The sequence below is a fragment of the Geminicoccus harenae genome (assembly GCF_019800005.1).
Taxonomy (GTDB): domain Bacteria; phylum Pseudomonadota; class Alphaproteobacteria; order Geminicoccales; family Geminicoccaceae; genus Geminicoccus; species Geminicoccus harenae.
This window is the reverse complement of the sequence record NZ_JABGCL010000004.1, coordinates 102,255-125,028: the sequence shown is the minus strand read 5'-3', so window position 1 is coordinate 125,028 and position 22,774 is coordinate 102,255. Positions and strand designations below refer to the sequence as shown.

Below are 22,774 nucleotides of genomic sequence, written 5' to 3'. Positions count from 1 at the left end.
GGGGTGGGAAGTACGGGATTTGCCTGCTAGATGCAGGCCGCAAACCGTCTCGATCATGCTCGGGTAGCTTCCATGGCTCTCATCTCCGCGGCGCTGGGCCGGATCAAGCCCTCGCCGACCATCGCGATCACCAACCTCGCCCGCGAGCTCCAAGCCAAGGGCCGGGACGTGATCGGGCTGGCGGCCGGCGAGCCGGACTTCGACACGCCGGACCACATCAAGGCCGCGGCGATCGAGGCGATCAACCAGGGCCAGACCAAGTACACCGCCGTGGACGGGACGCCGCGCCTGAAGAAGGCAATCGTCGCCAAGTTCAGCCGCGAGAACGGCCTGGACTATGCGCCGGAGCAGATCACGGTCGGCACCGGCGGCAAGCAGGTGCTCTACAACGCCTTCATGGCGACGCTGAACCCGGGCGACGAGGTGGTCATCCCGGCACCCTACTGGGTGAGCTATCCCGACATGGTGCTGCTGGCCGGCGGCACCCCGGTATTCGTGCCCTGCCTGGAGCAGCATGGCTTCAAGCTCCAGGCCGAGGATCTGGACCGGGCGATCACGCCCAAGACCAAGTGGCTGGTGCTGAACTCGCCGAGCAACCCCACCGGCAGCGCCTATACCGCCGCCGAGCTCGAGGCGCTGACCGAGGTGCTGCTGAAGCACCCCCAGGTCTACGTCATGACCGACGACATGTACGAGCACCTGGTCTATGACGGCTTCACCTTCGCGACCCCTGCCCAGGTCGAACCGCGCCTGATGGAGCGCACGCTCACCTGCAACGGCGTGTCCAAGGCCTTCGCCATGACGGGCTGGCGGATCGGCTATGCCGGCGGGCCCAGGGACCTGATCAAGGCCATGGGCACGATCCAGTCGCAGAGCACCTCCAACCCCAGCTCGATCAGCCAGGCGGCAGCCGTGGCGGCTCTGGAGGGCGACCTGTCCTTCCTGCCGGAGCGCAACGAGGTCTACCGGCAGCGGCGCGACATGGTGGTGGCGCGGCTGAACGAGGCCCCCGGCCTGTCCTGCCACAAGCCCGAGGGCGCCTTCTATGTCTATCCGTCCTGCCAGGGCGTGATCGGCAAGAAGACCCCGGAGGGCCAAGTGATCGGGTCGAGCGAGGATTTCGCCCGCTACCTCCTGGAAGGGGTTGGCGTGGCCGTGGTTCATGGCAGCGCGTTCGGCCTGGACCCCTACTTCCGGATCTCCTACGCGACCGCGACCCATGTCCTGGAGGATGCCTGCGCGCGGATCCAGAAGGCCTGCGCGGCGCTTTCCTGAACGGTCCCGACCCGGGGTGGACGCAGCGGGCGGTGTGGCGCCGGATACCGGACTACACCCGTAACGCGTTCCCCCTGGACGTCGCCCGGCGTCGGTTCTACGCAGGTCCCTTCCGGAAAACGCCTCCGGACTGTCATATTCGAGTGAGGGGGGACCTCCATATGAACCCGTTCATGTCCGACATGGAGCTGCTGGGGCTGGCCGCCAGGCGCCTGGGCATGGAACCCGAGATGCTGATGCAGCGTTATTACGGCTCGATCCTGGATGCCGAGCACGAGTTCGAGGAGTTCTGCCGCAGCGGCCGCTTGCAGGACAGCTTCAGGGCGATGCTGCGGGCGCGGCTGAACGCCATGCCGGGCGAGGCGCAGGAAAGCGGTGACGCGGGCATGGTGACGGTCCCGGCCTGAACCCGGATCCCGCGCCGGCCAGGCCAGTGAAAGGCTACCTGGATGACCGGCGCCTCGACCATCGCACCTCGCCCCATGGCCCTGGTGTTCGACCTCGACGGCACGCTCGTCGACAGCGTGTATCAGCACGTCCTGGCCTGGCACCATGCGCTGCTGGAGAGCGGCATCGAGCTGTCGATCTGGCGCATCCACCGCAAGATCGGCATGAGCGGCGGGCTGTTCACCCGCGCCCTGCTGCGCGAGACCGGCCGGGACCTGGATGAGGACGTGCTCCGCCAGCTCCAGGAGCGCCATGCCGTGGCCTACCGGCAGCTCGCGGGCGACGTCCGGCCGCTGCCCGGGACGCTGGAGCTCCTGGCGCACCTGACGGAGCTGGGCTGCCCCTGGGCGATCGCGACCAGCGGGCGGATGGAAACGGCCGGCCCGGTCCTGGAACGCCTGAAAGTGCCCCGGCACGTCCCGATCATCACCCGCGACCTGGTACGGCACGCCAAGCCCGACCCGGACCTGTTCCTGGCGGCCGTCGAGAAGCTCGCTCTGCCGGCGGCCGATGCCTATGTGGTCGGCGACAGCGTGTGGGACATGCTGGCGGCCAGGCGGGCCGGCATGCTGGGCGTGGGGCTGCTCTCGGGCGGCTATGGCACGGATGAGCTGGAGCGCGCCGGAGCGTATCGTGTCTATGACGACCCGGCGATGATGATGCGCCATCTGGACGAGCTGGGGATCCGTCGCCTTTAGCGGGCGGGCCGCGGCGGCGGGCGTCAGGCCGGCTCCAGCGCCCTGATCTTGAGGGCGCGCCTTGCCCGCTGCAGGCGCGATGCCCGCAGCTCCAGGAGCCTGCTCTCCAGAACGGCGCCGAGTTCGCGCAGCCGGTCTTCGCCCAGGCGCTGCGCCTCCACGAACATCGAGGTCTCCTCGGAGCGCGCATGGTGGTCCACCGCCTGGTACAGGGCCCGCAGATGCTCGTCGAACGCTGCGGACGACGTGTCCAGCCCGACCACCACCGCCAGCATGTCCGCGAGCTGATGGTGCTCGGCATGGGCGATCGGGACCTCCTCGCTCACCGGCTGCACGGCCGGATAGAAGATCTCGTCCTCGATCTGCTCGTGCATCTCCAGCTCGTCGGCCAGAATCCGCATCAGGAGCCGCCGCTCCGGATCCTCCCGGGGCGTGGCCAGGATCTGGGTGAAGGTGAAGCGCAGCAGCTCGTGATGCCGGAACAGGAACTGGTCGGCCTTCTCGCCGCGGCGGCCAGTCTCGGCTTCTTGCCGGACCGGGACCGTCACCGTGTCGTCGCCGGGCTGCGGCAGGCGGCGGATCTCGACCATGCCGGCACGCACGCGCACCTCGTAGCGCGGCTGGGGCGCCGTCGATGGCCCATCCAGCTGATGGCCCGAGGAGAGGCAGAAGCGCGAGCCGTGCCAAGGGCAGACCAGTCCGCCCTCCAGAACCCAGCCCTCGTCCAAGGGCCCGCCCATGTGCGAGCAGCGGCTGCCCAGCGCATGGACCTGGCCCCGGTGCAGGACCAGGGCGACGCCGACCGCGGCACGGGCATGCTCGTCCCAGACTTCCACCCGGCGCGGCCGATCCTCCTCCAGATCGGCCAACGGAAAGACCGGCAGGAAGTGACGCGGCTCGGAGCCACGGTCGGCATGGTCGACCCCGATCCGGCCCCGATAGACGAGATGGCCGCCGAGATAGCCGCCGGCCAGCGTGAAGAGCCAGGCAAGCGCGCTGACCAGCCGGCCCTCCTGCCGCCGCCCCTGCCGGCGCCATCGCACCGAGGCGGCGTACAGCCCGAGCGACGCCGTGTTGACCAGCGCGTGGACCAGCCCGACCCGGCGGTCCCGTCCATGGGTGTATTGCCAGTCGATCATCCCGGCCAGGGCAGCGCCGACGGCGGTCAGGCAGCCGGCCTGCAGGTTGAGGTCGGCAGCTTGGTCGAACCGCGTGCCGTTCCCGGGCCGGAGTGCCCCCAGCAGATCCAGCGCCAGGGACACGGTCCAGGCGCCGATCGGGACGGTGACCAGGAGGGGATGGAGCGGGTGACCCAACCAGCTCCCGTGCAGCGCATTGCGGATCGGCTGGGCGTGACATCCGGTCAGGCGCTGGGGCAGGGCGACGGCGTTGCCGATCCGGTAGCCGGCATGATCGAGTGCGGCGGCTCCCTCGACCTGGGCGATCGTCCGGTCTGCCGCCGCCGCCAGCCGGTGCTCCCGCATCGCCGATCCTTTTCGCTACCCTTGCCGCCTCTTCCGTCAATCCTTTCCGGACGCCCGGGTTCCGGTCAGCCAGCCAGCCAGCGGGCCGCACTCATTTCGGCAGAGGCTCGCCCAGCCGGTCGCCTACCCGGATACCGCGCTCCCTGGCCGTGCCGCCCAGGATCTCCAGCACGTACCGGACCGGCTGGCCCGACGGCAGCAGCTTCTGGGAAAAGGGTTCGGCCTGTTCGGTGATACGGACGATCTCGCCGTCCGCCTTGATGAAGATCAGGTCGAGCGGCAAAGGCGTGTTCTTCATCCAGAAGGACACCGACTGCTCCTCGCCGAAGTCGAACAGCATGCCGTGGTCCTTCGGCAGCTCCTCGCGGAACATCAGGCCCCGGCTGCGTTCGGACGGGGTGCGGGCCAGCTCGACGAAATAGGTGAGCGGGCCTTGCCTCGTGTGGATGGTGAGCTCGGTCAGGTCCTGCGCCAGGGCCACCGGCGCCAGGGAGATCGCCAGGGCGAAGGCCAGGAGCAGGCCGGCGCCTCCGGCTTTACCCTGCCGCACCACTCTGGCAACCATGCGCGCCGAACGAGCCAAGAGTTCCGCGCCCATGGACATCTCCGCCCACATCCGCACCGTCCCTGATTTTCCCAAGCCCGGCATCCTTTTCTATGACATCTCGACCCTGCTCGCGAACCACCAGGCCTACCGGGCGGCGATCGAGCGGATGGCCGGGATCGCAGCGAGGTACCGGCCGGACGTCCTGGTGGGGATCGAGAGCCGGGGGTTCATCTTCGCCGCACCCTTGGCGCTCCACATGGATCGCGGCTTCGTCATGGTCCGTAAAGTGGGCAAGCTGCCCGGTGCGGTCGTCAGCCACGACTATGACCTGGAATATGGCAGCGACACCGTCCAGATCGTCGAGGACCTGATCCCGAAGGGGGCCAGGGCCGTGCTGATCGACGACCTGATCGCGACCGGCGGCACGGCCGAGGCCTCGATCCAGCTCCTGCGCAAGATCGGTGCCGAGCCGGTGGCCGCGGTCTTCCTGATCGAGCTGGACGGCCTGGGCGGGCGTGGGCGGCTGAGCGTGCCGGTGGAAACGGTCCTGACCTACTCGGCCTGAGGCATCGCCGCCCCGGCAATGGCGACCGGATGTTGCTTTCAGAAAATTGATCAGCAGGTTCCGCCATGCTGCGGACAGCCGGCCGGCACAATGGCCGGAGGCGGGTCAACGAGCTGGCGCAAGCTGGCGGCAGTGGCGACCGACGGGTTCTTCCCGGGCTACGGTGAAGACGGCTGCGCGCTGTCCATTACGGGCTGGACCTGGACGTCAGGCCAGCCGCCCATCGGCTAGATGGTCCGTCGCGCCTGCTGATCCGGGCCCGGCAGAACCTGCCGAGCCTGGACCTGGTGACGCTGAAGGTGCGCAAGGCCGGATCATCGGCAGCCCGGCGAGGTTCGGCCAGCTCCGCGGCAAGCTGACCATCACGCCCGAGCGGCCCATCCGTAAGGGGTGGCCGTTCATGCTCACGACCGGCCATGGCGGCAGGCCATTCCTACGGCGCGTTGCCGCAGCACGGATTGCCTCAGATCTGCTTTCCAGATACATAAGAAAATTGCCAAGCCGCGCGGCAGTGGCCCGATGAATAGCTGCGCATCTGCTGGGAAATGGCGAGGCTGAGTCAGGCTCCCTCTCAAGACAGGGTCGAGCTTTCATCAGAAGGATCCGTTCCCCTTACTGCCACTCCATAAGATTGCATCATGCCATCAATGATCCGCGGGGCTCTGGAAAAGCTGCGGCCCAGCATGCCCGCGCCTGGCGTCGCGCTGGCGGTCCCTCTTGCGTATTTCGGCGCTGGCCTCCTTTCGCTCATGCTGACGGAGACGCTGGACGACATTGCGGCGGTGTGGTTCGCAACGGCCATCCTGTATGCGGCACTGCTGCGCCATCAGCCGCGCACCTGGATCTGCCTCACCATCCTGGCTTGCATGGCGGACTTCGCCAGCGGCTATGTCAACGGAACGGACTGGCGAACTGGACTAGCGAACACAGCCATCGCGGCCAGCGAGGCGCTGCTGGGTGCCTGGCTGATCCGAAGGTTCGGCGGTCCCGGCTGGAGCATCAACACGGCGCGTGGTGCCGTGATCTTCGCGCTCGTCGCCATTCTTCTTCCGGTGGCCTCCGCGACCGCGGCGGCAGCTCAGCTCTTCTTCCGGGGCCTTGCGCCCTTCGGTATCGTCTGGTCGACCTGGTACACGTCGGAGGTCCTAGGCCTGCTGCTCGTGGTGCCTTTCGTGCTGAGCTGGACCGAGCCGGGCCTGTGGCGGGAGAAGATGAGACGATCGATCATCGAAGCCGTGCTCCTGAGCTGTCTCATGGCCGTTCTCGCCGCCTTGGTCTTCGCCGAGAGTCTCCTTCCCACGTACTTCACCTTTCCGCTGCTGCTGCTCGCCATCTTTCGCACGGGGCTCCGGGGAAGCTCGCTGATGGTGATCGTGCTGGCCGTCCTCGCCATCCAGTTCACGATGGCCGGCCACGGCCCGCTCCTGCGGGTCTTTCCCGATGCCGACACCATCGAGCTGATGTTCGCGCTCCAGCTCTATCTGGCGGTGGCGCTGCTTTCGACCCTGCCGATGGCGGTGGTTCTGTCGCAGCGCGAGGTGATGATCAGCGAGTTGGTCTCTGCGAAGGCGGCGGCGGAGGCGGCCGGCCGCGCCAAGTCGCAGTTTCTGGCCGCCATGAGCCACGAGATCCGCACTCCGATGACGGGGGTGCTGGGCATGGCCGACCTTCTCGCCGCCGAACCGTTGGAGCCTCGGCAGCAGGCGTACCTCCGTGCCATCCACACGTCCGGCCAGCATCTCCTTCACGTGATCAACGACGTCCTGGACTTTTCGCGGCTTGAGTCTGGCGGTGTCGTCCTGGAACAGGTCGACTTCTCGGTGCCGGAACTGCTGGAGCAGGTGCAGATGATCATGTCGTCGCAGGCTGCCGAGCGTGGGCTGCGGCTGAGCTTCGATCTCGACGAGCATTCGCCGCCCGTCGTGCGGGGCGACCCTACGCGGCTGCGGCAGGTCCTGGTCAATCTGATCGGCAATGCGCTGAAGTTCACCTCCGAGGGCGGTGTCCAAGTCAGGATCGGGCACACGCCGCTTCCGGACGGCAGGATCCAGTTCCGGTTCGACGTCCAGGATACGGGCATCGGGATCGCCGAGGAGCGACTGGAGCAGCTATTTCGACCCTTCACCCAGGCGGATCAGTCGATCTCACGCCGATTCGGCGGCAGCGGGCTGGGCCTCACCATCTGCCGGCAGCTGGTGACGGCCATGGGGGGCGAGATCGGCGCGACCAGCGTGGCGGGCCGGGGCAGCCGCTTCTTCTTCACCATTCCCTTCGCACCCGGCGACGCGGTCGTGGCCGCCCGGAAGATGACGGCACCCCCTCCCAGACCGACGCAGCCGCTACGGGTTCTGGTCGCCGACGATGTGGAGATCAACCGGGATCTCTTGCATGCGGGCCTGACCAGGGAGGGCCATCACGTGTCGATGGCCGCGAACGGGGAGCAGGCGGTGGCGAAGGTTGCCGGGGAGGACTTCGACGTCGTGCTCATGGATGTGCAGATGCCCATCATGGATGGGATCGAGGCGACACGACGGATCCGCAGCCTGCCTCCGCCGCGCAACGCGGTTTCGATCATCGCCGTGACAGCCAACGTGATGGAGGCGGAGCGGCAGCGCTGCCTGGCGGCCGGCATGAGCCAGGTTCTGATGAAGCCGGTGATCTGGGACGAGCTGTTCCGCGCGCTGCCGGCGGGGCAGCAGGAGGTCCAGGCTGCGCAAGTTCCAGAAGGCCGGCCGCCGGAGCTTGGCGAGCCGCTGCTCGACCGGGCGCGGATCGAGGGGCTGGAGGCGATGGCTGGACCGGAAAAGCTCACGCAGTTCCTGAGCGGCGCACTGAGCTCCGCCGAGCAGCTGGCGGCCGAGGTCGAGAGGCTGCAGGAAGACCTGCAGGCCGTGGCAGGTCCGGCGCATCGGCTGGCGGGCACGGCGCCGAGCTTCGGCCTCTTGCGCATCGGCGTGCTGGCCCGTTCGATCGAGCAGCGGGCCAAGGCCGGCCGCGAGACCGGCGATCTGGTCGTCCAGCTGCGGCAGGCGGTCGAGACGACCAGGGAGGAGATGAGGCGCCTGCAGCTGTTGCCGTCACCCCATTGAAGCCTCGGCCCCAGCAAGGGCACTGCGACCGCAGCAGGGTCGTCGGGAACGAGAGGGTTCCAGGTTGCGGTAGATGCTCAGGGACCGGCGCTCGAGCAAAAATTGACGCTTTGCCCCCGGGAGCCGCTCAATCCGGTTCAGGTGACCGCGGCCTTGGCAGTCGGATGGCCGGCGAGCAGCACGGCCAGGATGAACGCCGCCGCCAGCACCACGGTGGCCAGGGTGATCGCCCACATCACCCAGTCATAGCTGCCCGTTGCCGCCCAGAGCAGCGCGGCACCCACCGGTGCCGCGGCGCGCACGATCGTGGCCGGCACCGACAACAGCCCGTTCACCGCGCCATAGTTCTCCCGGGTGACCATCTCCGGCACGGCGATGCCGCGCGCGATGGTCATGATGCCGTTGGCGGTCCCGTACACCGCCGTGATCAGCACGATGGCGGCGAGGCTGGGCGGCGCCAGGGTCAGGGCCAGGAAGGACAGGGGGAAAGCCAGCGCGGTGACGATCCCCAGCCGTCCGACGGGGATCCTGGGTGCAAAGCGCCAGAGCAGCATGCGCGCCGCCACCTGGGTGGGCCCGATCACCGTCATGGCCAGCACCACGTCTCCGGCGGCAAAGCCTCGCTCCAGCAGGAGCGGATAGAGGTGGAACAGGAAGGCCGAGAGCGCCGCCGACTGGGCGGTGAACGCCAGGGCCAGCGCCCAGAACACCGGCAGGCGCAGGATGGCGCGGGTGGTCAGCGCCGCCGGCCGCGGCCCATCGGCCGGCCCCAGCCGCTCGACCCGGTCGAGCTTCCGGTCGATCACCAGGAAGTTGAGGCTGGCGGTGAGCAGGAGGTTGACCGCGGCCAGCACGACGAGCGTGGTGCGCCAGCCCTGATGGTCCAGCAGGAACTGGATGATCGGCAGGAACACGGTGCTGGAGAAGCCGCCCCACATGGTCAGCGCGACGATCCCGCGCCTGGCCTCGGCCGGCCCGAACCGCCGTGCCGCCACGGCGAAGACCGGGTCGTAGAACACGGCGGCCTGGACCAGGCCCAGCGCCCCCAGGATCAGGTAGTAGGGCAGCAGCGAGTCCACCTGCGACCAGAGCAGCAGCAGGAAACTGCCGAGCACGGCACCCCCGCCCATCACCGCCCGGCCATGGCCGCGGTCGATCAGGACGCCGACCGGCCAAGCCGCCAGGGCAGCCACGATCAGGCCCAGGGCAGCCGCGCCATAGATCACCGGCTTGCCCTGGCCCAGATCCCGCGCCATCGCCTCGCCGATCAGCGGGAAGCCGTAATAGAGCGAGCCATAGGAGCAGATCTGGCCGATGCCGAGGCCGGTGAGGAACCAGCGCTCGCTCTTCAGCCCCGGCCGGCCGGTGGCCACCGCTCAGCCGCGCGCAGCGGCGCGCTGGCGCATCCGGGACGTCTCCAGGTTCGGCAGGAACCAGGTCAGGATGCCGATCAGCGGCAGGAAGGAGCAGACCTGGTAGACGAAGGCGATGGAGGTGTGGTCGGCCAGCCAGCCGAGCAGGGCCGCACCCAGGCCGCCCATGCCGAAGGCGAAGCCGAAGAACAGGCCGGCCACCATGCCGACCTTGCCCGGCAGCAATTCCTGGGCATAGACCACGATCGCCGGGAAGGCCGAGGCCATGATCAGCCCGGTCAGGATGGCGAAGACGTCGGTCCAGAACAGGTTGGCATAGGGCAGGGCCAGGGTGAACGGCACCACGCCCAGGATCGAGATCCAGATCACCAGCTTGCGCCCGATCGCATCGCCGATCGGCCCGCCCAGGATCGTGCCGGCGGCAGCCGCACCCAGGAACAGGAACAGGTGGACCTGTGCCGACTGGATCGACAGGTCGAACCGGTCCATCAGGTAGAAGGTGTAGTAGCTGGAAAAGCTCGCCATGTAGAAGTTCTTGGAGAACGTCAGCAGGATCAGGATGGCGAGCGAGATCTGCACCATCCGTTTGGACACGGGCGAGACCAGCGCCTTGGCGACACTCTTGGTGCGCCGGGCGATCAGGTGCCGGTTGTACCAGTTGCCCATGTAGGACAGGATCGCGATGCCGATCACGGCCGCCAGGATGAAGAACAGGACGTTCTGCCGCCCATAGGGCACCACGATGAAGGCGGCGAGCAGCGGCCCGATCGCGGTACCGAAATTGCCGCCCACCTGGAACAGCGACTGGGCCAGGCCATGGCGGCCGCCGGACGCCAGGCGTGATACCCGCGATGCTTCCGGATGGAACACGGACGATCCCACGCCGATCATGGCCGCGGCGATCAGCACGCTGGTAAAGCCGCCCGCGAAGGCCAGCAGGACCAGCCCCACCAGGGTGAAGCCCATGCCGACCGGGAGCGAGAACGGCATCGGATGCTTGTCGGTCCACATGCCGACGAAGGGCTGGAGCAGCGAGGCGGTGAGCTGGAAGGCCAGCGTGATGATGCCGATCTGGACGAAGTCGAGCTGGAAGTCGTCCTTGATGAGCGGATAGATCGACGCCAGCATCGACTGCATCATGTCGTTCAGCAGATGACAGACGCTGGCGGAGATCAGGATCGCGATCGCGATGTCACTGCCCGACCGGTCGGGGGCGGTGACCGGAGCGCTCAGGGGCTCGGCGGTGAGCGTGCCGGAGGCCGTGGGGCCGGAAGCCATGGAATACGTCACCCAGTAGGTCGGTGCCCGTCAGGCCGGGCGAGAGCGTGTCCCGGAAGACCGGCCGGGTGATCGTTCACCGGCCGGAATCCTGGGTCGCGCAGGACAGGCAAACTGATCCCGTCCTGCCCGGATGTCCACCACTCTTGTCCGGTCGAGCGTGCCGCCGGCGCCGCATCCGACAGTAAGAGCACAGTCACGCGCAAATTGTGCCGAGACAATGGCAACTTTTCAGCGACCGCCCTTCAGCAGCGAGCCCAGCACGCCGCGGACCAGCGCGCTGCCCACGCGGGAGCCCAGGGAGCGGGCCACGGACGAGGCCATGTTCCTGACCGCGGTGGTGGCGATCTGCTCGGCCATGGAGGCCGGCGGTGCGCGCCGGCTGCCACTCTGCCGCCGGGCAGCCGGCTCCGGCTCGGGCGGTGGGTAGCGGGTACCGCCGCGAGGCCGCGCGCTGGTTCGGCCCAGCGCCGCGTCGAGCCTGGCCGCCAGTTCAGGGTCGACCGTGCCGGCCGCGGCCGCGGGAGGGGCAACGGCGACACCGGCCCGCGCCGCCAGCAGCTCTGCCGCGGACTCCCGGTTGACCGCCTGGTCGTAGCGGCCGGCCATCGGGCTCGCCGCCAGCTCGGCCTTGCGCTCCTCGGCCGTGAGCGGGCCGACGCGGCTGCACGGCGGTGCGATCAGGGTCCGTTGCACTTCGCCCGGCACACCCTTGGCATCGAGGGTCGAGACCAGCGCCTCGCCGATGCCGAGCTCGGTGATCGCCGCGGCCGTGTCGAAGGCGGGATTGGCCCGGAAGGTCTCGGCTGCGGTCCGCACCGCCTTCTGGTCGCGTGGGGTGAAGGCGCGCAGCGCGTGCTGCACCCGGTTGCCGAGCTGGCCCAGCACCTGGTCGGGCACGTCCGCCGGGTTCTGCGTGACGAAATAGACGCCGACTCCCTTGGAGCGGATCAGCCGGACCACCTGCTCGATCTTGTCGAGCAGCACCTTGGGCGCGCCGTCGAACAGGAGATGCGCCTCGTCGAAGAAGAACACGAGCTTGGGCTTGTCCAGGTCGCCGGCCTCGGGCAGCTCCTCGAACAGCTCGGACATCAGCCAGAGCAGGAGCGTCGTGTAGAGCCTGGGGCTGTGCAGCAGCCGGTCGGCGGCCAGCAGGCTCACCTGGCCGATCCCGTCCGGCGTGGTGCGCATCAGGTCGGCGAGCGCCAGGGCCGGCTCGCCGAAGAACCGGTCGCCGCCCTGCTGCTCCAGCACCAGCAATGCCCGCTGCACGGCACCCACCGAGGCCTTGCTGACATTGCCATAAGTGGCGCGCAGCTCGTCCGCCCGCTCGGCCACCTCGTTCAGCATGGCGCGCAGGTCGGCGAGGTCGAGCAGCAGCAGCTTCTCCTCGTCGGCGATGCGGAAGACGATGTTGAGGACGCCCTCCTGCACCTCGTTCAGCTCGAGCAGCCGGGCGAGCAGCAAGGGCCCCATCTCGGCCACGGTGGTGCGCACCGGATGGCCCTGCTCGCCGAACACGTCCCAGAACAGGGTAGGGACGCCGGCCGGTACCCAGTCCGGAATGGCGAGCTCGCGGGCGCGCTCCGCGAGTCTGGAGTCGGCAGCACCGGGCTTGGCGATGCCGGAGAGATCACCCTTCACGTCGGCCGCGAACACCGGCACCCCCGCCCTGGCGAAGCTTTCCGCGAGCCGTTGCAGCGTCACGGTCTTGCCGGTGCCGGTGGCACCCGCGACCAGGCCGTGCCGGTTGGCCTGGCGGAGCAGGAGATGCTGGTCCAGCGTCCCGGCCTTGCCGATCAGGATCTCGGACCCGCTCATCATGCTCCCCCGCTACGTGACGCCGGCGAGCCTAGCGGACGGGGTGCCGCCGGTCCAAGAGGCTCCGGCGGCGGGACAGGGTCAGCGCCGCACCACCAGCGTGTCGCAGCACACCGTCGCCAGGATCTCCTTGGCGGTGTTGCCGAGCACGATCTCCCGGAGCGGGCTCTGGCCGCGCGCACCCACCACCACGAGGTCGGCCGGATGGGTCTCGACATACTCGGCCAGGAGCTGCCCGGGGAAGCCGTCCTCCAGCACCATCTCCAGGCCGTTGCGCAGGCGCTCGGGCAGGTCCAGCTTCGCCACGAACGCCTCGCAGTCCTTGCGGACCACGCCGTCGCCATACTGGCGCCGGTAGCTGGCCGGATCCCCGGTGATCCCGGCGAGCGGCGTCGAATAGCCGTGGAACAGGACGATGCGCTCGGGCTGGAACAGGGTGAGGGCGGTGTCGAGCGCCAGCCTGGACGTGTCCGAGAAGTCGGTGGCGAACACGAGCGTGCCGTAGTCGCCGCGCACGCGGTTCTTCACTACCAGGACCGGCGAGGTCGACCGGCGCAGGATGTCGTCGACCGTGTCGCCCAGGAACATCCGGCCGATCGTTTCCTCGCGCGCCACGCCGGTGACGATCAGCCCGCAATCCTGCTCCCTGGCATAGCGGGTCACCACCTCGGCCGGCTTGCCGTCCGCCACCACCAGGATGGCCTGGTCGCCGAGCGCCGCGAACTCGGCGGCGAGCCGGCGCCTGGCCGTCACCTCGGGATTGGGCGAGCCTTTGCCGAGCGGCAGGACCTTGCTCTCCGGGGGCAGGGCATGGACCGCCACGAGCCGCGTCCCCCAGGCCTGCGCCAGGGCGATGGCGCGGTCGGTCGCCCGGTCCGACCGGGGCGTCAGGTCGGAGGCGAGCAGGATGGTCGGCTTTGGCTGGGCAGTGGTCATGTCGGTCCTCCCGAAGGTGATGATATTCAGTTCTGCAGGGTCTGGAAGATGCCGAAGCGGACGAGGAGAGCCTTCTCCGCTTCCAGCACGACGAGGAGCACGATGCCGATGACCACCGTCAGGATGCCGTCGGTGAGCGCCAGCGGGCGGCTGTCGAAGGTCGCGTTCATGAAGGGCAGATAGGTGAAGGCGAACTGCGCCACCACCACGGCGGCTACCGCCGCCAGCACGGCCGGCGTGCCCATGGCACCCTTCCAGGTGATCGAGGTCATGTGCAGGTAGCGCACGTTGAACAGGTAGAAGATCTCCAGGACGACCAGCGTGTTCACCACCATGGTCCGGGCGGTCGCCACGTCGTCGCCCCGGCCCTGCACGTAGAAGAACACGGTCAGCACGGCGAGCGTGAACAGGACCGAGACGAACACCACTCGCCAGAGCAGGAAGGGTGAGAGCAGCGGGGCTTCGGGCCGGCGCGGCGGGCGCGCCATCACCCCTTCCTCGGACGGCTCGAACGCCAGCACCAGGCCCAGCGTCACGGTCAGCACCAGGTTGATCCACAGGATCTGGGTCGCCGTCATCGGCATGACGAAGCCGAACAGGATCGCCGCGATCACCGCGATCACCTCGCCGCCATTGGTCGGCAGGGTCCAGGAGATCACCTTGCGGATATTGTCGTAGACGGTGCGCCCCTCGTGGACCGCGGCCACGATCGAGGCGAAATTGTCGTCGAGCAGCACCATCTCGGCCGCCTCCTTGGCGGCCTCCGTGCCCTTGTTGCCCATGGCGACGCCGACGTCGGCCTGCTTGAGCGACGGCACATCGTTGACCCCGTCGCCGGTCATCGCCACCACCGCACCCTGCTGCTGCAGGGCGCGCACGATCCGGAGCTTGTGCTCGGGGCTGGTGCGGGCGAACACGGTGGCACGCCTGGCTGCCTGGCCCAGCGCCGCCTCGTCCATCCGGTCCAGCTCCGCACCGGTGACGACCTCGGGATTCTCGCTCATGCCGAGCTGGCGGGCGATGGCCCCTGCGGTGGCGGCATGGTCGCCGGTGATCATCTTGACCCTGATGCCCGCCGAGCGGCACTCGGCGATGGCGTTCATCGCCTCGGCGCGCGGCGGATCGATGAAGCCGACGATGCCGAGGAAGCTGATCTCCGCCCGGTCCAGCTCGGCGAAGCCCAGCTTGTCCTGGCCATCCGGCAGCTCGGCCATGGCGAAGCCCAGGATCCGCTCGCCGTCCCGCGCCGTCGCGGCGATGGCGTCGGTCCAGAACGCCTGGTCGATCGGCCGGGACCGGCCGTCCGGACCCTGCTCGGTCCGGCTCATCTCCAGGACCCGCTCGGGTGCGCCCTTGACGAACAGGGTGGTCCCGCCGCCCGGGCGACGGTGCAGGCTGGCCATGAAGCGGTGCTGGGCGTCGAACGGGATCTCGTCGAGCCTGGGCCACTCGGCGCGGACATGATCGGGATCGAGGCCGGCCTTCATGGCGAGCGCCACCAGCGCGCCCTCCATCGGGTCGCCGTTCACGCTCCAGCCCTGGTCGCCCCGGCGGAGCTCCGCGTCGTTGCAGAGCAGGCCGCACTCGATCAGCGGTGCGGCCGCGGCCAGTGCCGCCGCATCGTCATCGATCCCGACCGCCTCCAGCGCACCCTCGGGCTGGTAGCCGGAGCCCTCCACCTGGATCCGGTGGCCGCCGGTGACGATCCGGCGCGCGGTCATCTCGTTGCGGGTCAGCGTGCCGGTCTTGTCCGAGCAGATCACCGAGGTGGCGCCCAGCGTCTCCACCGCCGGCAGGCGCCGGACCACCGCCCTGCGCGCCGCCATGCGCCGCACGCCCACCGCCAGGGTGATGGTGATCACGGCCGGCAGGCCCTCCGGCACCACGCCGACCGCGACCGCGACCACCGCCACCAGCGATTCGCTCCAGTCATAGCCCTGGACCAGGATCGCATAGGCGAACAGCAGCAGCGCGCAGACGAAGACGAACAGGGTGAAGCGTTCGGCGAAGCGGTTGATCTGGCGCAGGAGCGGCGTGGTCAGCTCCTGCACCGAGCTGATCAGGTGGCTGATCCGGCCGATCTCGGTGCCGCTGTCGGTCGCGACCACCACGCCCGCTGGCCCGCCCTGCCACCACCAGCGTGCCGGAGAACGCCATGCCGTGGCGATCGCCCAGGGCGGCGTCGGCCGCGGCCGGCCGGCCGTCCTTCTCGGCCGCCACCGATTCCCCGGTGAGCGCCGCCTCCTCGACCAGCAGCCCGTGAACCTTCAGCAGGCGCAGGTCGGCCGGAACCCGGTCACCCGCCTCCAGCAGCACGACGTCACCCGGGACCAGCTCCGCCACCGGCACCGCCACTCGCTGGCCGTCGCGCAGCACGTTGGCCTGCGGCGAGATCATCTGGCGGATCGCCGCCAGCGCCTGCTCGGCCTTGCCTTCCTGCACGAAGCCGACGATCGCGTTGATGGTGACGACCAGCAGGATCACGACCGCGTCGACATGATGGCCGAGCAGCCAGGCCCCGAGTGCGGCCGCCAGGAGGAAATAGATCAGCGCACTGTGGAACTGGGCGAGGAAGCGCAGGACCGGGTTGCGCCCGCGGGCTTCCGGCAGGCTGTTCGGACCATACCGTTCCAGGCGCCGCCGCGCCTCGTCGCCCGGCAGGCCGTGCCGGTCGGCATGGAGCCGTTCCAGGACGTCCTCGACGGCCAGCGCATGCCAGGGTGCCTCGGCCGGCTCGGGTGCCGGTCGCCGCTTGCCTGCATCGAGGGCCGTCGCCATCGCGTCCTCTGTTCCTTGTTCGCGCTCGTTCGCCCCCGGGAAGTGCCTGAGCCGTTCGGGCCGGGCATTGATCGGAATCAACTGTCCCGGTCAGCGCTTCCCGTCCAGCCTCGCGACGGTGGAACCCGGGCGGTGCTGCCCGGTCAGCCTCGCTTCTCCAGGTCGGCCAGGGCGTCCGCCAGGGCCTGGAACGGCAGGGTGACACAGTCCCAGCGGCTCTTGGCGTTGCGCACCGGGGTGAGGATGGCGAACCGCTCGTCGTCCTGCCCCTTGACGAACGCATCGATCGCGGCGCGCAGCTCACGGGCCGCCGCGACATCGCCGCCCTTGGCGTAGCGCGCCAGCAGGGAGGCGGAGGCCTGGGTGAGCAGGCAGCCGCGGGTCTTGTGCGCGAGGTCGCTGATAGCCCCGTCCTGCACCGCCAGGTCCACCGTGATCCGGTCGCCGCACAAGGGGTTGTCGCATTCGGCGGTGACCGTGGGGGCGTCCAGCCGGCCGGCGCCGGTCTTGGACCGGGCCTCGGCGATGATCGCCTGGTCGTAGAGAGCGTCGTTCATGCCAGCTTCCGGCGCACGGCTTCGAGGCCATTCAGCAGCGCGTCGACATCCGCGCCATCATTGTAGGGGGCGAGCGAGGCGCGCACGGTGGCGACCGTGTCGAACCGCTCCATCAGCGGCTGGGCGCAATGGTGGCCGCCGCGCAGCATCACGCCGTGGTCGCTGTCGAGCAGCTGGCAGACGTCATGGGCATGCACGTCCTCCAGCTCGAACGAGACCACGCCGATGCGCTGCTGGGTGCCGGTGTCGCCATAGATGCGGCAGCCCGGAAGCGAGGCCAAGCCGTCCAGCATCCTGCCCGCCAGCTCCCGTTCCTGCGCGCCCAGCCGGTCCCAGTCCTGCGCCATCGACCATGCGAGTGCCGCACCCAGCGCAATGGCCCCGCCGATCGGTGGGGTGCCGGCCTCGTAGCGGTGCGGCGGCGGCGCGAAGGTCGAGCGCTCGATGCTGACCCGGCGAATCATCTCGCCCCCGCCCAGGAAGGGCGGCGCGGAGTCCAGCAGGTCGTAGCGGCCCCAGAGCACGCCGATCCCGGTCGGGCCGAAGCATTTGTGGCCGGAAAAGGCATAGAGGTCGCAGCCCAGCGCCTGCACGTCGAGCGGCCCGTGGGCGGCCCGCTGGGCGCCGTCCAGCACCAGCAGCGCGCCGGTCGCGTCGCAGAACGCGCGCAGCCGGGCGACATCGGTGATCGCCCCGGTCACGTTGGAGGCATGGGTCACCGCCACGATCTTCACCCGGTCGGCCAGCTCGTCCAGCCGCTCCAGGTCGAGCCTGCCGCCATCGGTCACCGGGATGGCGCGCAGGCTGGCGCCACGCCGTTCGGCGGCGAGCTGCCAGGGTACCAGGTTGCTGTGGTGCTCCAGCAGGCTCACCAGGATCACGTCGCCGGGCTTGAGCCGGTCCTGGAGGATGTGCGCTGCGGTGTTCAGCCCGAGCGTGGCGCCCGAGGTGAACACGATCTCCTCAGGGGAGGGTGCGTTCAGGAACTCCATCGCCGCCTTGCGCGCATCGTCGAACGCCACCGAGGCGCGCTCGGCACGGGCATAGACGCCGCGCTTGACGTTGGACCGGTCGTCGGTCTCGAACCGCACCAGCGCTTCCAGGGCCGGCCGGCAGATCTGGCTGGTCGCGGCATTGTCCAAAAAGTGCAGCGGCCGATCCAGTCGGTCGAAGGCCGGGAAGTCCTGGCGGATCGGGTTCACGTGCGGTTCTCCAGATAGGCGGCGAGCGCCTCGGGCGTGTCCAGGTCGACCAGCGGCCCGCGATGCTCGACGGCGATCTCCGCCACCTGGTCCTCGTGCCGGTCGATGAGCGCCCTGGCACCGGCGTCGCCCGCTAACTCGCGCATCTCGGCGAAGAACGCGCTCGACCAGAGCACCGGGTTGCCGCGCCGGCCGTCCGCCACCGGCACCACGATCGAGCGGCGGTCGGCCGGGCTGAACGCCGCGATCATCCGGTCGATCAGCCGGCGGTCGATGTCCGGCATGTCGCCCAGCAGGACCAGCACCCCGTCCGCATCGGCCGGCACCGCCGCCAGCCCGGCTTTCAGCGAGGAGGCGAGACCATCGGCGAAGTCCGGGTTGTGGGTCAGGGTGAGGGGCCGGCCGGCCAGGACCTCGGTCAGCTCGGCCTGCATGTGGCCGGTGACCACCACCACCCGGTCGCAGGACGACGCAAGTGCCGCGTCGACCACATGGCCGACCAGCGGCTTGCCGTCGATCGGGGTCAGGAGCTTGTTCGGCCCACGCATCCGCGACGAACGGCCCGCGGCCAGGACCAGCGCGGTGATCCGCGGCAGGCGCATCGTGGCACCGGCCTGCTCGCCGGGCTTGGCGCCGCCGCGCGGCTGCGGCCGGGTGGGGATCTCAGAAAGCAGGCCGCCGACCCCCATCGCCATGATGTCCTGCGGCGTCACCCGGAGCCCCGCCGCCAGCCGCTCCAGCACCCAGTCGAACCCGTTCAGCTTGATCGAGCGGGCGCAGCCGGGCAGGCCGATGACCGGGATGTCGCCGTGGCGGCCGAACACCAGGAGATTGCCGGGATCGACCGGCATGCCGACATGGTCGACCGTGCCGCCTGCGGCCTCGATGCCGCTCGGCAGCACATCGCGCCGGTCGGTCACCGCCGAGGCCCCGGCGATCAGGACCATGTCGCCGCCCTCGGCGAGGCTGGCCGCGACTGCCGCCGCGATGCCGTCCGTCGTGTGCGGGCAGCGGCGCTCGCCCAGGAGCGTGGCGCCCACCGCCTCCAGGCGCTGCCGGGTCACCTCCACCGTCTTGTCCAGGAGCTTGTCCGAGGTCGCCGAGGTGGCCGACTGGACCAGACGCACCCGCAGGCCGACAAAGGGTGCCAGGCGCAGCAGCGGCCCGCCTTCGGTCACCGCCAGGCCGCGCGCCAGCACGTCCTCCTGCGTGGCGAACGGGATGATCTTGACGGTCGCCACCATGTCCTTGGCGGCGACCCGGGCGAACGGGGGCAGGGTGGCGATGGTGAGGTCGGGGTCGACCCGGTTGAGCGCCTGGAGGCGCTCCAGGTCGAGCACCAGGATGCCGTCCCCCTCGGCAAACAGGTTGCTGCGGCCGGTGAACGGCTCGGCCACCCGCAGGCCCGGGCCGGCCACTGCCTTGGCGAGGCTGTGCGCGGCGGCGTCCTCCTCGACATCGCCCGGCTCGAAGCGGACGGCGCTCACCTGCTCGATGCCCGCCTCCGCCAGGAGCGCCAGGTCGGCCGCGTCCAGGGTGCGGCCCTTCTTGAAGCCGCTCCGGCCGAATTTCACGCCATGAGCCAAGGTGGCGCCCAGGGCGTCCCTCACCGCCATGCTGCCGAAGAACATCGCTACCATCCGTCGTTTCCCGTCAGATATAGCGATCCGGCCCGGGAATCACGAGGGCGGGACCGTCGCCGATCCCGCCCTTCGTCAAGATGCGCTCGCCGGGGTTGCCGGGCGAGGGGCGATCAGGCGGCCTTCGCCACCTTGGCACCCTGGATGTACTGCCAGACCTTTTCCGGCGTGGCCGGCATGTCGACGCGGTCGACGCCCAGCGGCGCCAGCGCGTCCAGGAGCGCGTTCATCACCGCGCCGCAGGCACCCACGGAGCCGGCCTCGCCGCAGCCCTTCACCCCCATCTCGTTGTTCTTGCACAGAACCTCGTAGGTATCGGTGTCGAAGTTCGGCAGGTTGTCGGCGCGCGGCATGGTGTAGTCCATGAACGAGCCGGAGATCAGCTGCGCGGTGTCGTCATAGACGACCTGCTCGTAGAGCGCCTGGCCGATGCCCTGGGCCACGCCGCCATGGACCTGACCCGCCACCAGCATCGGGTTCAGCACCTTGCCGAAGTCGTCGACCACCGTGTAGCGGTCGACCTTGGTGACGCCGGTGTCCGGGTCGACCTCGACCTCGGCGATGTGGCAGCCGTTCGGGAAGGTCCAGGCGTCCAGCTTGATCTTCACGTCGGCGTTCAGGCCGTCGATGCTGCCGGGCTGCGCCTTCACGGTCCGGGCCAGGGTGAAGAGGTCGACCTGCTTGTCGGTACCCTTCACCTTGAAGACGCCGTCCTCGTACGCGATGTCCGCCGCGGCCGTCTCGAACTGCTGGGCCGCGGCCTCGACGCCCTTGCGGATGACCTCGCGGGCACCGGCGCGGATGGCCACACCCTGGGCGGTCAGCGAGCGCGAGCCGCCGGTGCCGCCACCGAACTTCACCACGTCGGTGTCGCCCTGCTTGACCCGGATCCGCTCCATGTCGATGCCGAGCGCGTCGGCGAAGACCTGGGCGTAGGCGGTCTCGTGGCCCTGGCCGTTGGTTTGGGTGCCGACCCAGACCTCGACCGTGCCGTCGTCGACGAACTTGATCGCCGCCGCTTCCTCGGGATTACCCATCGTGGATTCGATGTAGTAGGCCAGCCCGATGCCGCGCAGCAGGCCCTTGGCCTCGCTCTGCGCCTTGCGGCTGGCGAAGCTCTCATAGCCGTGCTTGGCCAGCGCCAGGTCGGTGACCTTGGCGAACTCGCCGGTGTCGTAGGTCTCGCCGGCCGGCGTGGTGTAAGGCATCTGCTCCGGCTTGATGTAGTTCTGCTTGCGCAGCTCGATCGGGTCGACCCCGAGCTGGCGTGCAGCGGCATCCATCAGGCGCTCGATGCAGTAGATCGATTCTGGACGGCCGGCGCCGCGATAGGCGTCGACCGGGGTGGTGTGGGTGAAGATGCCCTTCACCCGGTAGGTCAGCGTCTTGATGTCGTAGACGCCGGGCAGGACCTTGAGCGCCGCACCGGTCGGGATGTAGGGCGCGAACATCGACAGATACGCGCCCATGCCGGCATGGACCATGACGCGCAGCGCCAGGATCTTGTTGTTGGCGTCGAAGGCGAGCTCGGCCGTGGTGATGTGGTCGCGGCCCATCACGTCGGACAGGAAGCCCTCGGTCCGCTCGGCGGTCCATGCCACCGGGCGCCCGATCTTGCGCGCCGCCCAGGCCGCCATGGCGTACTCGGGATAGAAGAACGCCTTCATGCCGAAGCCGCCGCCGACGTCCGGCGTGACCACCCGGACCTTGTCCTTGGGCAGCTTGAGGATCAGCTCGGCCAGCATGTCCTGGAACATCCAGCCGCCCTGGGTGCCGGCATGCATGGTGAGCTTGCCCTCGGCGGCATCCCACTCGGCGACGCAGGCCCGCGGCTCCATGGAGTTCGCGACGACCTTGTTGTTGATCAGGTCGAGCTTCACGGTCTTGGCCGCGGCGGCGAACGCCTGGTCGGTGGCGCCGGCATCGCCGTACACCCAGTCGAAGCACAGGTTCGAGCTGGTGCTGTCGTGCACCAGGGGCGCCCCCGGCTCGATCGCCTTCAGCATGTCGGCCACGGCCGGATGGGTATCGTAGTCGACGGTGATCAGGTCGGCCGCATCCTTGGCCTGCTCCATGGTCTCCGCGACGACGAACGCCACGTGATCGCCGACATGGCGGACCTTGTCGACCGCCAGGATCTGCCGGCCCGGGTCGGCACGGTCGGTGCCGTCATGGTTCTTGAGCGGGATGAGGCAGGGCAGGTTGTTGGCGTCCGCGGCGGCCAGTTCCTTGCCCGTCACCACGCAGAGCACGCCCGGAGCCGCCTCGGCGGCGGACGTGTCGATGGCGGTGATGGTGGCGTGCGCCACCGGCGAGCGCAGGACGTAGCCCACCGCCTGACCCGGGACGCTGACGTCGACGGTGTAGCGCCCCTCACCCTTGACCAGGCGCGCATCCTCCACGCGCTTGACCGACTGCCCGAAGCCGAATTTAGCCATGCCTTGTTCCCCTGCCTGCGGCGGCGCTGCGCCCGACATACCCAGGCTTTGCGCTGGATTCTAGTGTGGCAATAAAGTGAAGCGAGCCGCAGAAAGCCGCTCAACCCGGCAGGAAGCCGTCGTCCTCGGCCTGGGGACGCGAAAAGGGTGGGCTTTCGGGGAAGGCCGCAAGGGCGAGACCGGTCTCGGCGGCGGCGAGCTTGCACGCATCAGCATAGGCGCTGAGGAAGAGTTCGTCCTGACGCGGGCGCAGGCCCGGGTTCGAGCTCATCACCTTGCGCACGCGCCGCCGCTGCTCGGTGATCGTGAGCTTCCAGGAGCGGCTGCGGCGCCTCGGCTGGAACTGCCACTTCAGCAGGTGGTGGAGAAGGACGACATAGGCGCTGTCGAGGCGATGGAGCTGTTCCTTGCCCAAGCTCTCGATCTCTTCGGCCACATTCTCCCAGTCGATCGGCTCCGACGTGTTCACCCGCTCGGCGGCCGCCCTGCGGATGGCCTTGGCCTGCTGCTCAGCCCAGGTGACGAAGTCCTGATCGTAGAGGTCAGGGGTCACGGCGTTGGCGGCTCCGGCCAGATATCGAAGGATTCCAGCTCAAGTCCGTCTCGTACAGACCAGCGCTCATGCGGTGCTCCCGGCAGACCCTTG

16 protein-coding genes and 1 pseudogene are annotated in these 22,774 nt (G+C 69.2%); 5 read left to right on the top strand and 12 right to left on the bottom strand.

The window, feature by feature from the left end; genetic code table 11:
* The first annotated feature begins 72 nt into the window (after positions 1 to 72).
* The 3 genes from HLA95_RS04560 (at position 73) to HLA95_RS04550 (ending at position 2,420) form a co-directional block, all read left to right on the top strand.
* Positions 73 to 1,275 (top strand): pyridoxal phosphate-dependent aminotransferase, encoded by a 1,203-nt coding sequence (locus HLA95_RS04560; RefSeq protein ID WP_191058461.1) that lies wholly within the window; start codon positions 73 to 75, stop codon positions 1,273 to 1,275.
* Positions 1,276 to 1,436: 161 nt separating this feature from the next.
* Complete coding sequence (locus HLA95_RS04555) at positions 1,437 to 1,682, top strand: hypothetical protein (protein ID WP_222182592.1); 246 nt, start codon at positions 1,437 to 1,439, stop codon at positions 1,680 to 1,682.
* Between the two features lie 42 nt (positions 1,683 to 1,724).
* Positions 1,725 to 2,420, top strand: a complete 696-nt coding sequence (locus HLA95_RS04550) for an HAD family hydrolase (protein ID WP_223861406.1) — start codon at positions 1,725 to 1,727, stop codon at positions 2,418 to 2,420.
* 23 nt (positions 2,421 to 2,443) lie between these two features.
* On the opposite strand, the gene HLA95_RS04545 is transcribed toward HLA95_RS04550, so the two are convergent.
* Together HLA95_RS04545 and HLA95_RS04540 are read right to left on the bottom strand one after the other, a co-directional pair.
* On the bottom strand, positions 2,444 to 3,904 hold the full coding sequence (locus HLA95_RS04545) for a DUF2231 domain-containing protein (protein ID WP_191058463.1): 1,461 nt from the start codon (positions 3,902 to 3,904) through the stop codon (positions 2,444 to 2,446).
* 91 nt (positions 3,905 to 3,995) lie between these two features.
* The gene (locus HLA95_RS04540) at positions 3,996 to 4,502 is read right to left on the bottom strand and encodes a DUF192 domain-containing protein (protein WP_222182590.1); all 507 of its coding nucleotides are present in this window, start codon (positions 4,500 to 4,502) and stop codon (positions 3,996 to 3,998) included.
* Between HLA95_RS04540 and HLA95_RS04535 the strand changes: the two genes are divergently transcribed.
* Both HLA95_RS04535 and HLA95_RS04530 read left to right on the top strand, forming a co-directional pair.
* The gene (locus HLA95_RS04535; protein ID WP_191058464.1) at positions 4,501 to 5,016 is read left to right on the top strand and encodes an adenine phosphoribosyltransferase; all 516 of its coding nucleotides are present in this window, start codon (positions 4,501 to 4,503) and stop codon (positions 5,014 to 5,016) included. The genes HLA95_RS04540 and HLA95_RS04535 overlap by 2 nt on opposite strands.
* A gap of 647 nt (positions 5,017 to 5,663) precedes the next feature.
* A complete protein-coding gene (locus tag HLA95_RS04530) occupies positions 5,664 to 8,105 on the top strand; it encodes an ATP-binding protein (protein ID WP_191058465.1) in 2,442 nt (813 codons plus the stop codon).
* A 137-nt stretch (positions 8,106 to 8,242) separates the two neighbouring features.
* Here the strand turns inward: HLA95_RS04530 and HLA95_RS04525 are convergent, their stop codons facing one another.
* From HLA95_RS04525 to HLA95_RS04480, 10 genes and pseudogenes are all read right to left on the bottom strand, one after another.
* Positions 8,243 to 9,478 carry an MFS transporter gene (locus HLA95_RS04525; protein WP_191058466.1) on the bottom strand — a complete coding sequence of 412 codons (1,236 nt, stop codon included), beginning with the start codon at positions 9,476 to 9,478 and terminating at the stop codon, positions 8,243 to 8,245.
* A 3-nt stretch (positions 9,479 to 9,481) separates the two neighbouring features.
* Positions 9,482 to 10,756 carry an MFS transporter gene (locus tag HLA95_RS04520; protein ID WP_191058467.1) on the bottom strand — a complete coding sequence of 425 codons (1,275 nt, stop codon included), beginning with the start codon at positions 10,754 to 10,756 and terminating at the stop codon, positions 9,482 to 9,484.
* Between the two features lie 231 nt (positions 10,757 to 10,987).
* On the bottom strand, positions 10,988 to 12,577 hold the full coding sequence (locus HLA95_RS04515) for a helicase HerA-like domain-containing protein (protein ID WP_255591475.1): 1,590 nt from the start codon (positions 12,575 to 12,577) through the stop codon (positions 10,988 to 10,990).
* Between the two features lie 81 nt (positions 12,578 to 12,658).
* A complete protein-coding gene (locus HLA95_RS04510; protein WP_191060076.1) occupies positions 12,659 to 13,513 on the bottom strand; it encodes a universal stress protein in 855 nt (284 codons plus the stop codon).
* 26 nt (positions 13,514 to 13,539) lie between these two features.
* Positions 13,540 to 16,291 (bottom strand): annotated as a pseudogene (locus HLA95_RS04505) (HAD-IC family P-type ATPase).
* A gap of 143 nt (positions 16,292 to 16,434) precedes the next feature.
* Complete coding sequence (locus HLA95_RS04500) at positions 16,435 to 16,848, bottom strand: iron-sulfur cluster assembly scaffold protein (RefSeq protein WP_191060077.1); 414 nt, start codon at positions 16,846 to 16,848, stop codon at positions 16,435 to 16,437.
* A complete protein-coding gene (locus tag HLA95_RS04495) occupies positions 16,845 to 18,050 on the bottom strand; it encodes an aminotransferase class V-fold PLP-dependent enzyme (RefSeq protein ID WP_191060078.1) in 1,206 nt (401 codons plus the stop codon). Before HLA95_RS04495 ends, HLA95_RS04500 begins: the two co-directional genes overlap by 4 nt.
* Entirely contained in the window at positions 18,047 to 19,690 is a 1,644-nt protein-coding gene (locus HLA95_RS04490) for an NTP transferase domain-containing protein (protein WP_306422238.1), read from the bottom strand. The genes HLA95_RS04495 and HLA95_RS04490 overlap by 4 nt, the downstream gene beginning before the upstream one ends.
* Before the next feature lie 113 nt (positions 19,691 to 19,803).
* Entirely contained in the window at positions 19,804 to 22,128 is a 2,325-nt protein-coding gene (locus tag HLA95_RS04485) for a xanthine dehydrogenase family protein molybdopterin-binding subunit (RefSeq protein ID WP_191057858.1), read from the bottom strand.
* Positions 22,129 to 22,228: 100 nt separating this feature from the next.
* Positions 22,229 to 22,681, bottom strand: a complete 453-nt coding sequence (locus HLA95_RS04480) for a DUF29 domain-containing protein (protein WP_191057859.1) — start codon at positions 22,679 to 22,681, stop codon at positions 22,229 to 22,231.
* Positions 22,682 to 22,774: the final 93 nt, after the last annotated feature.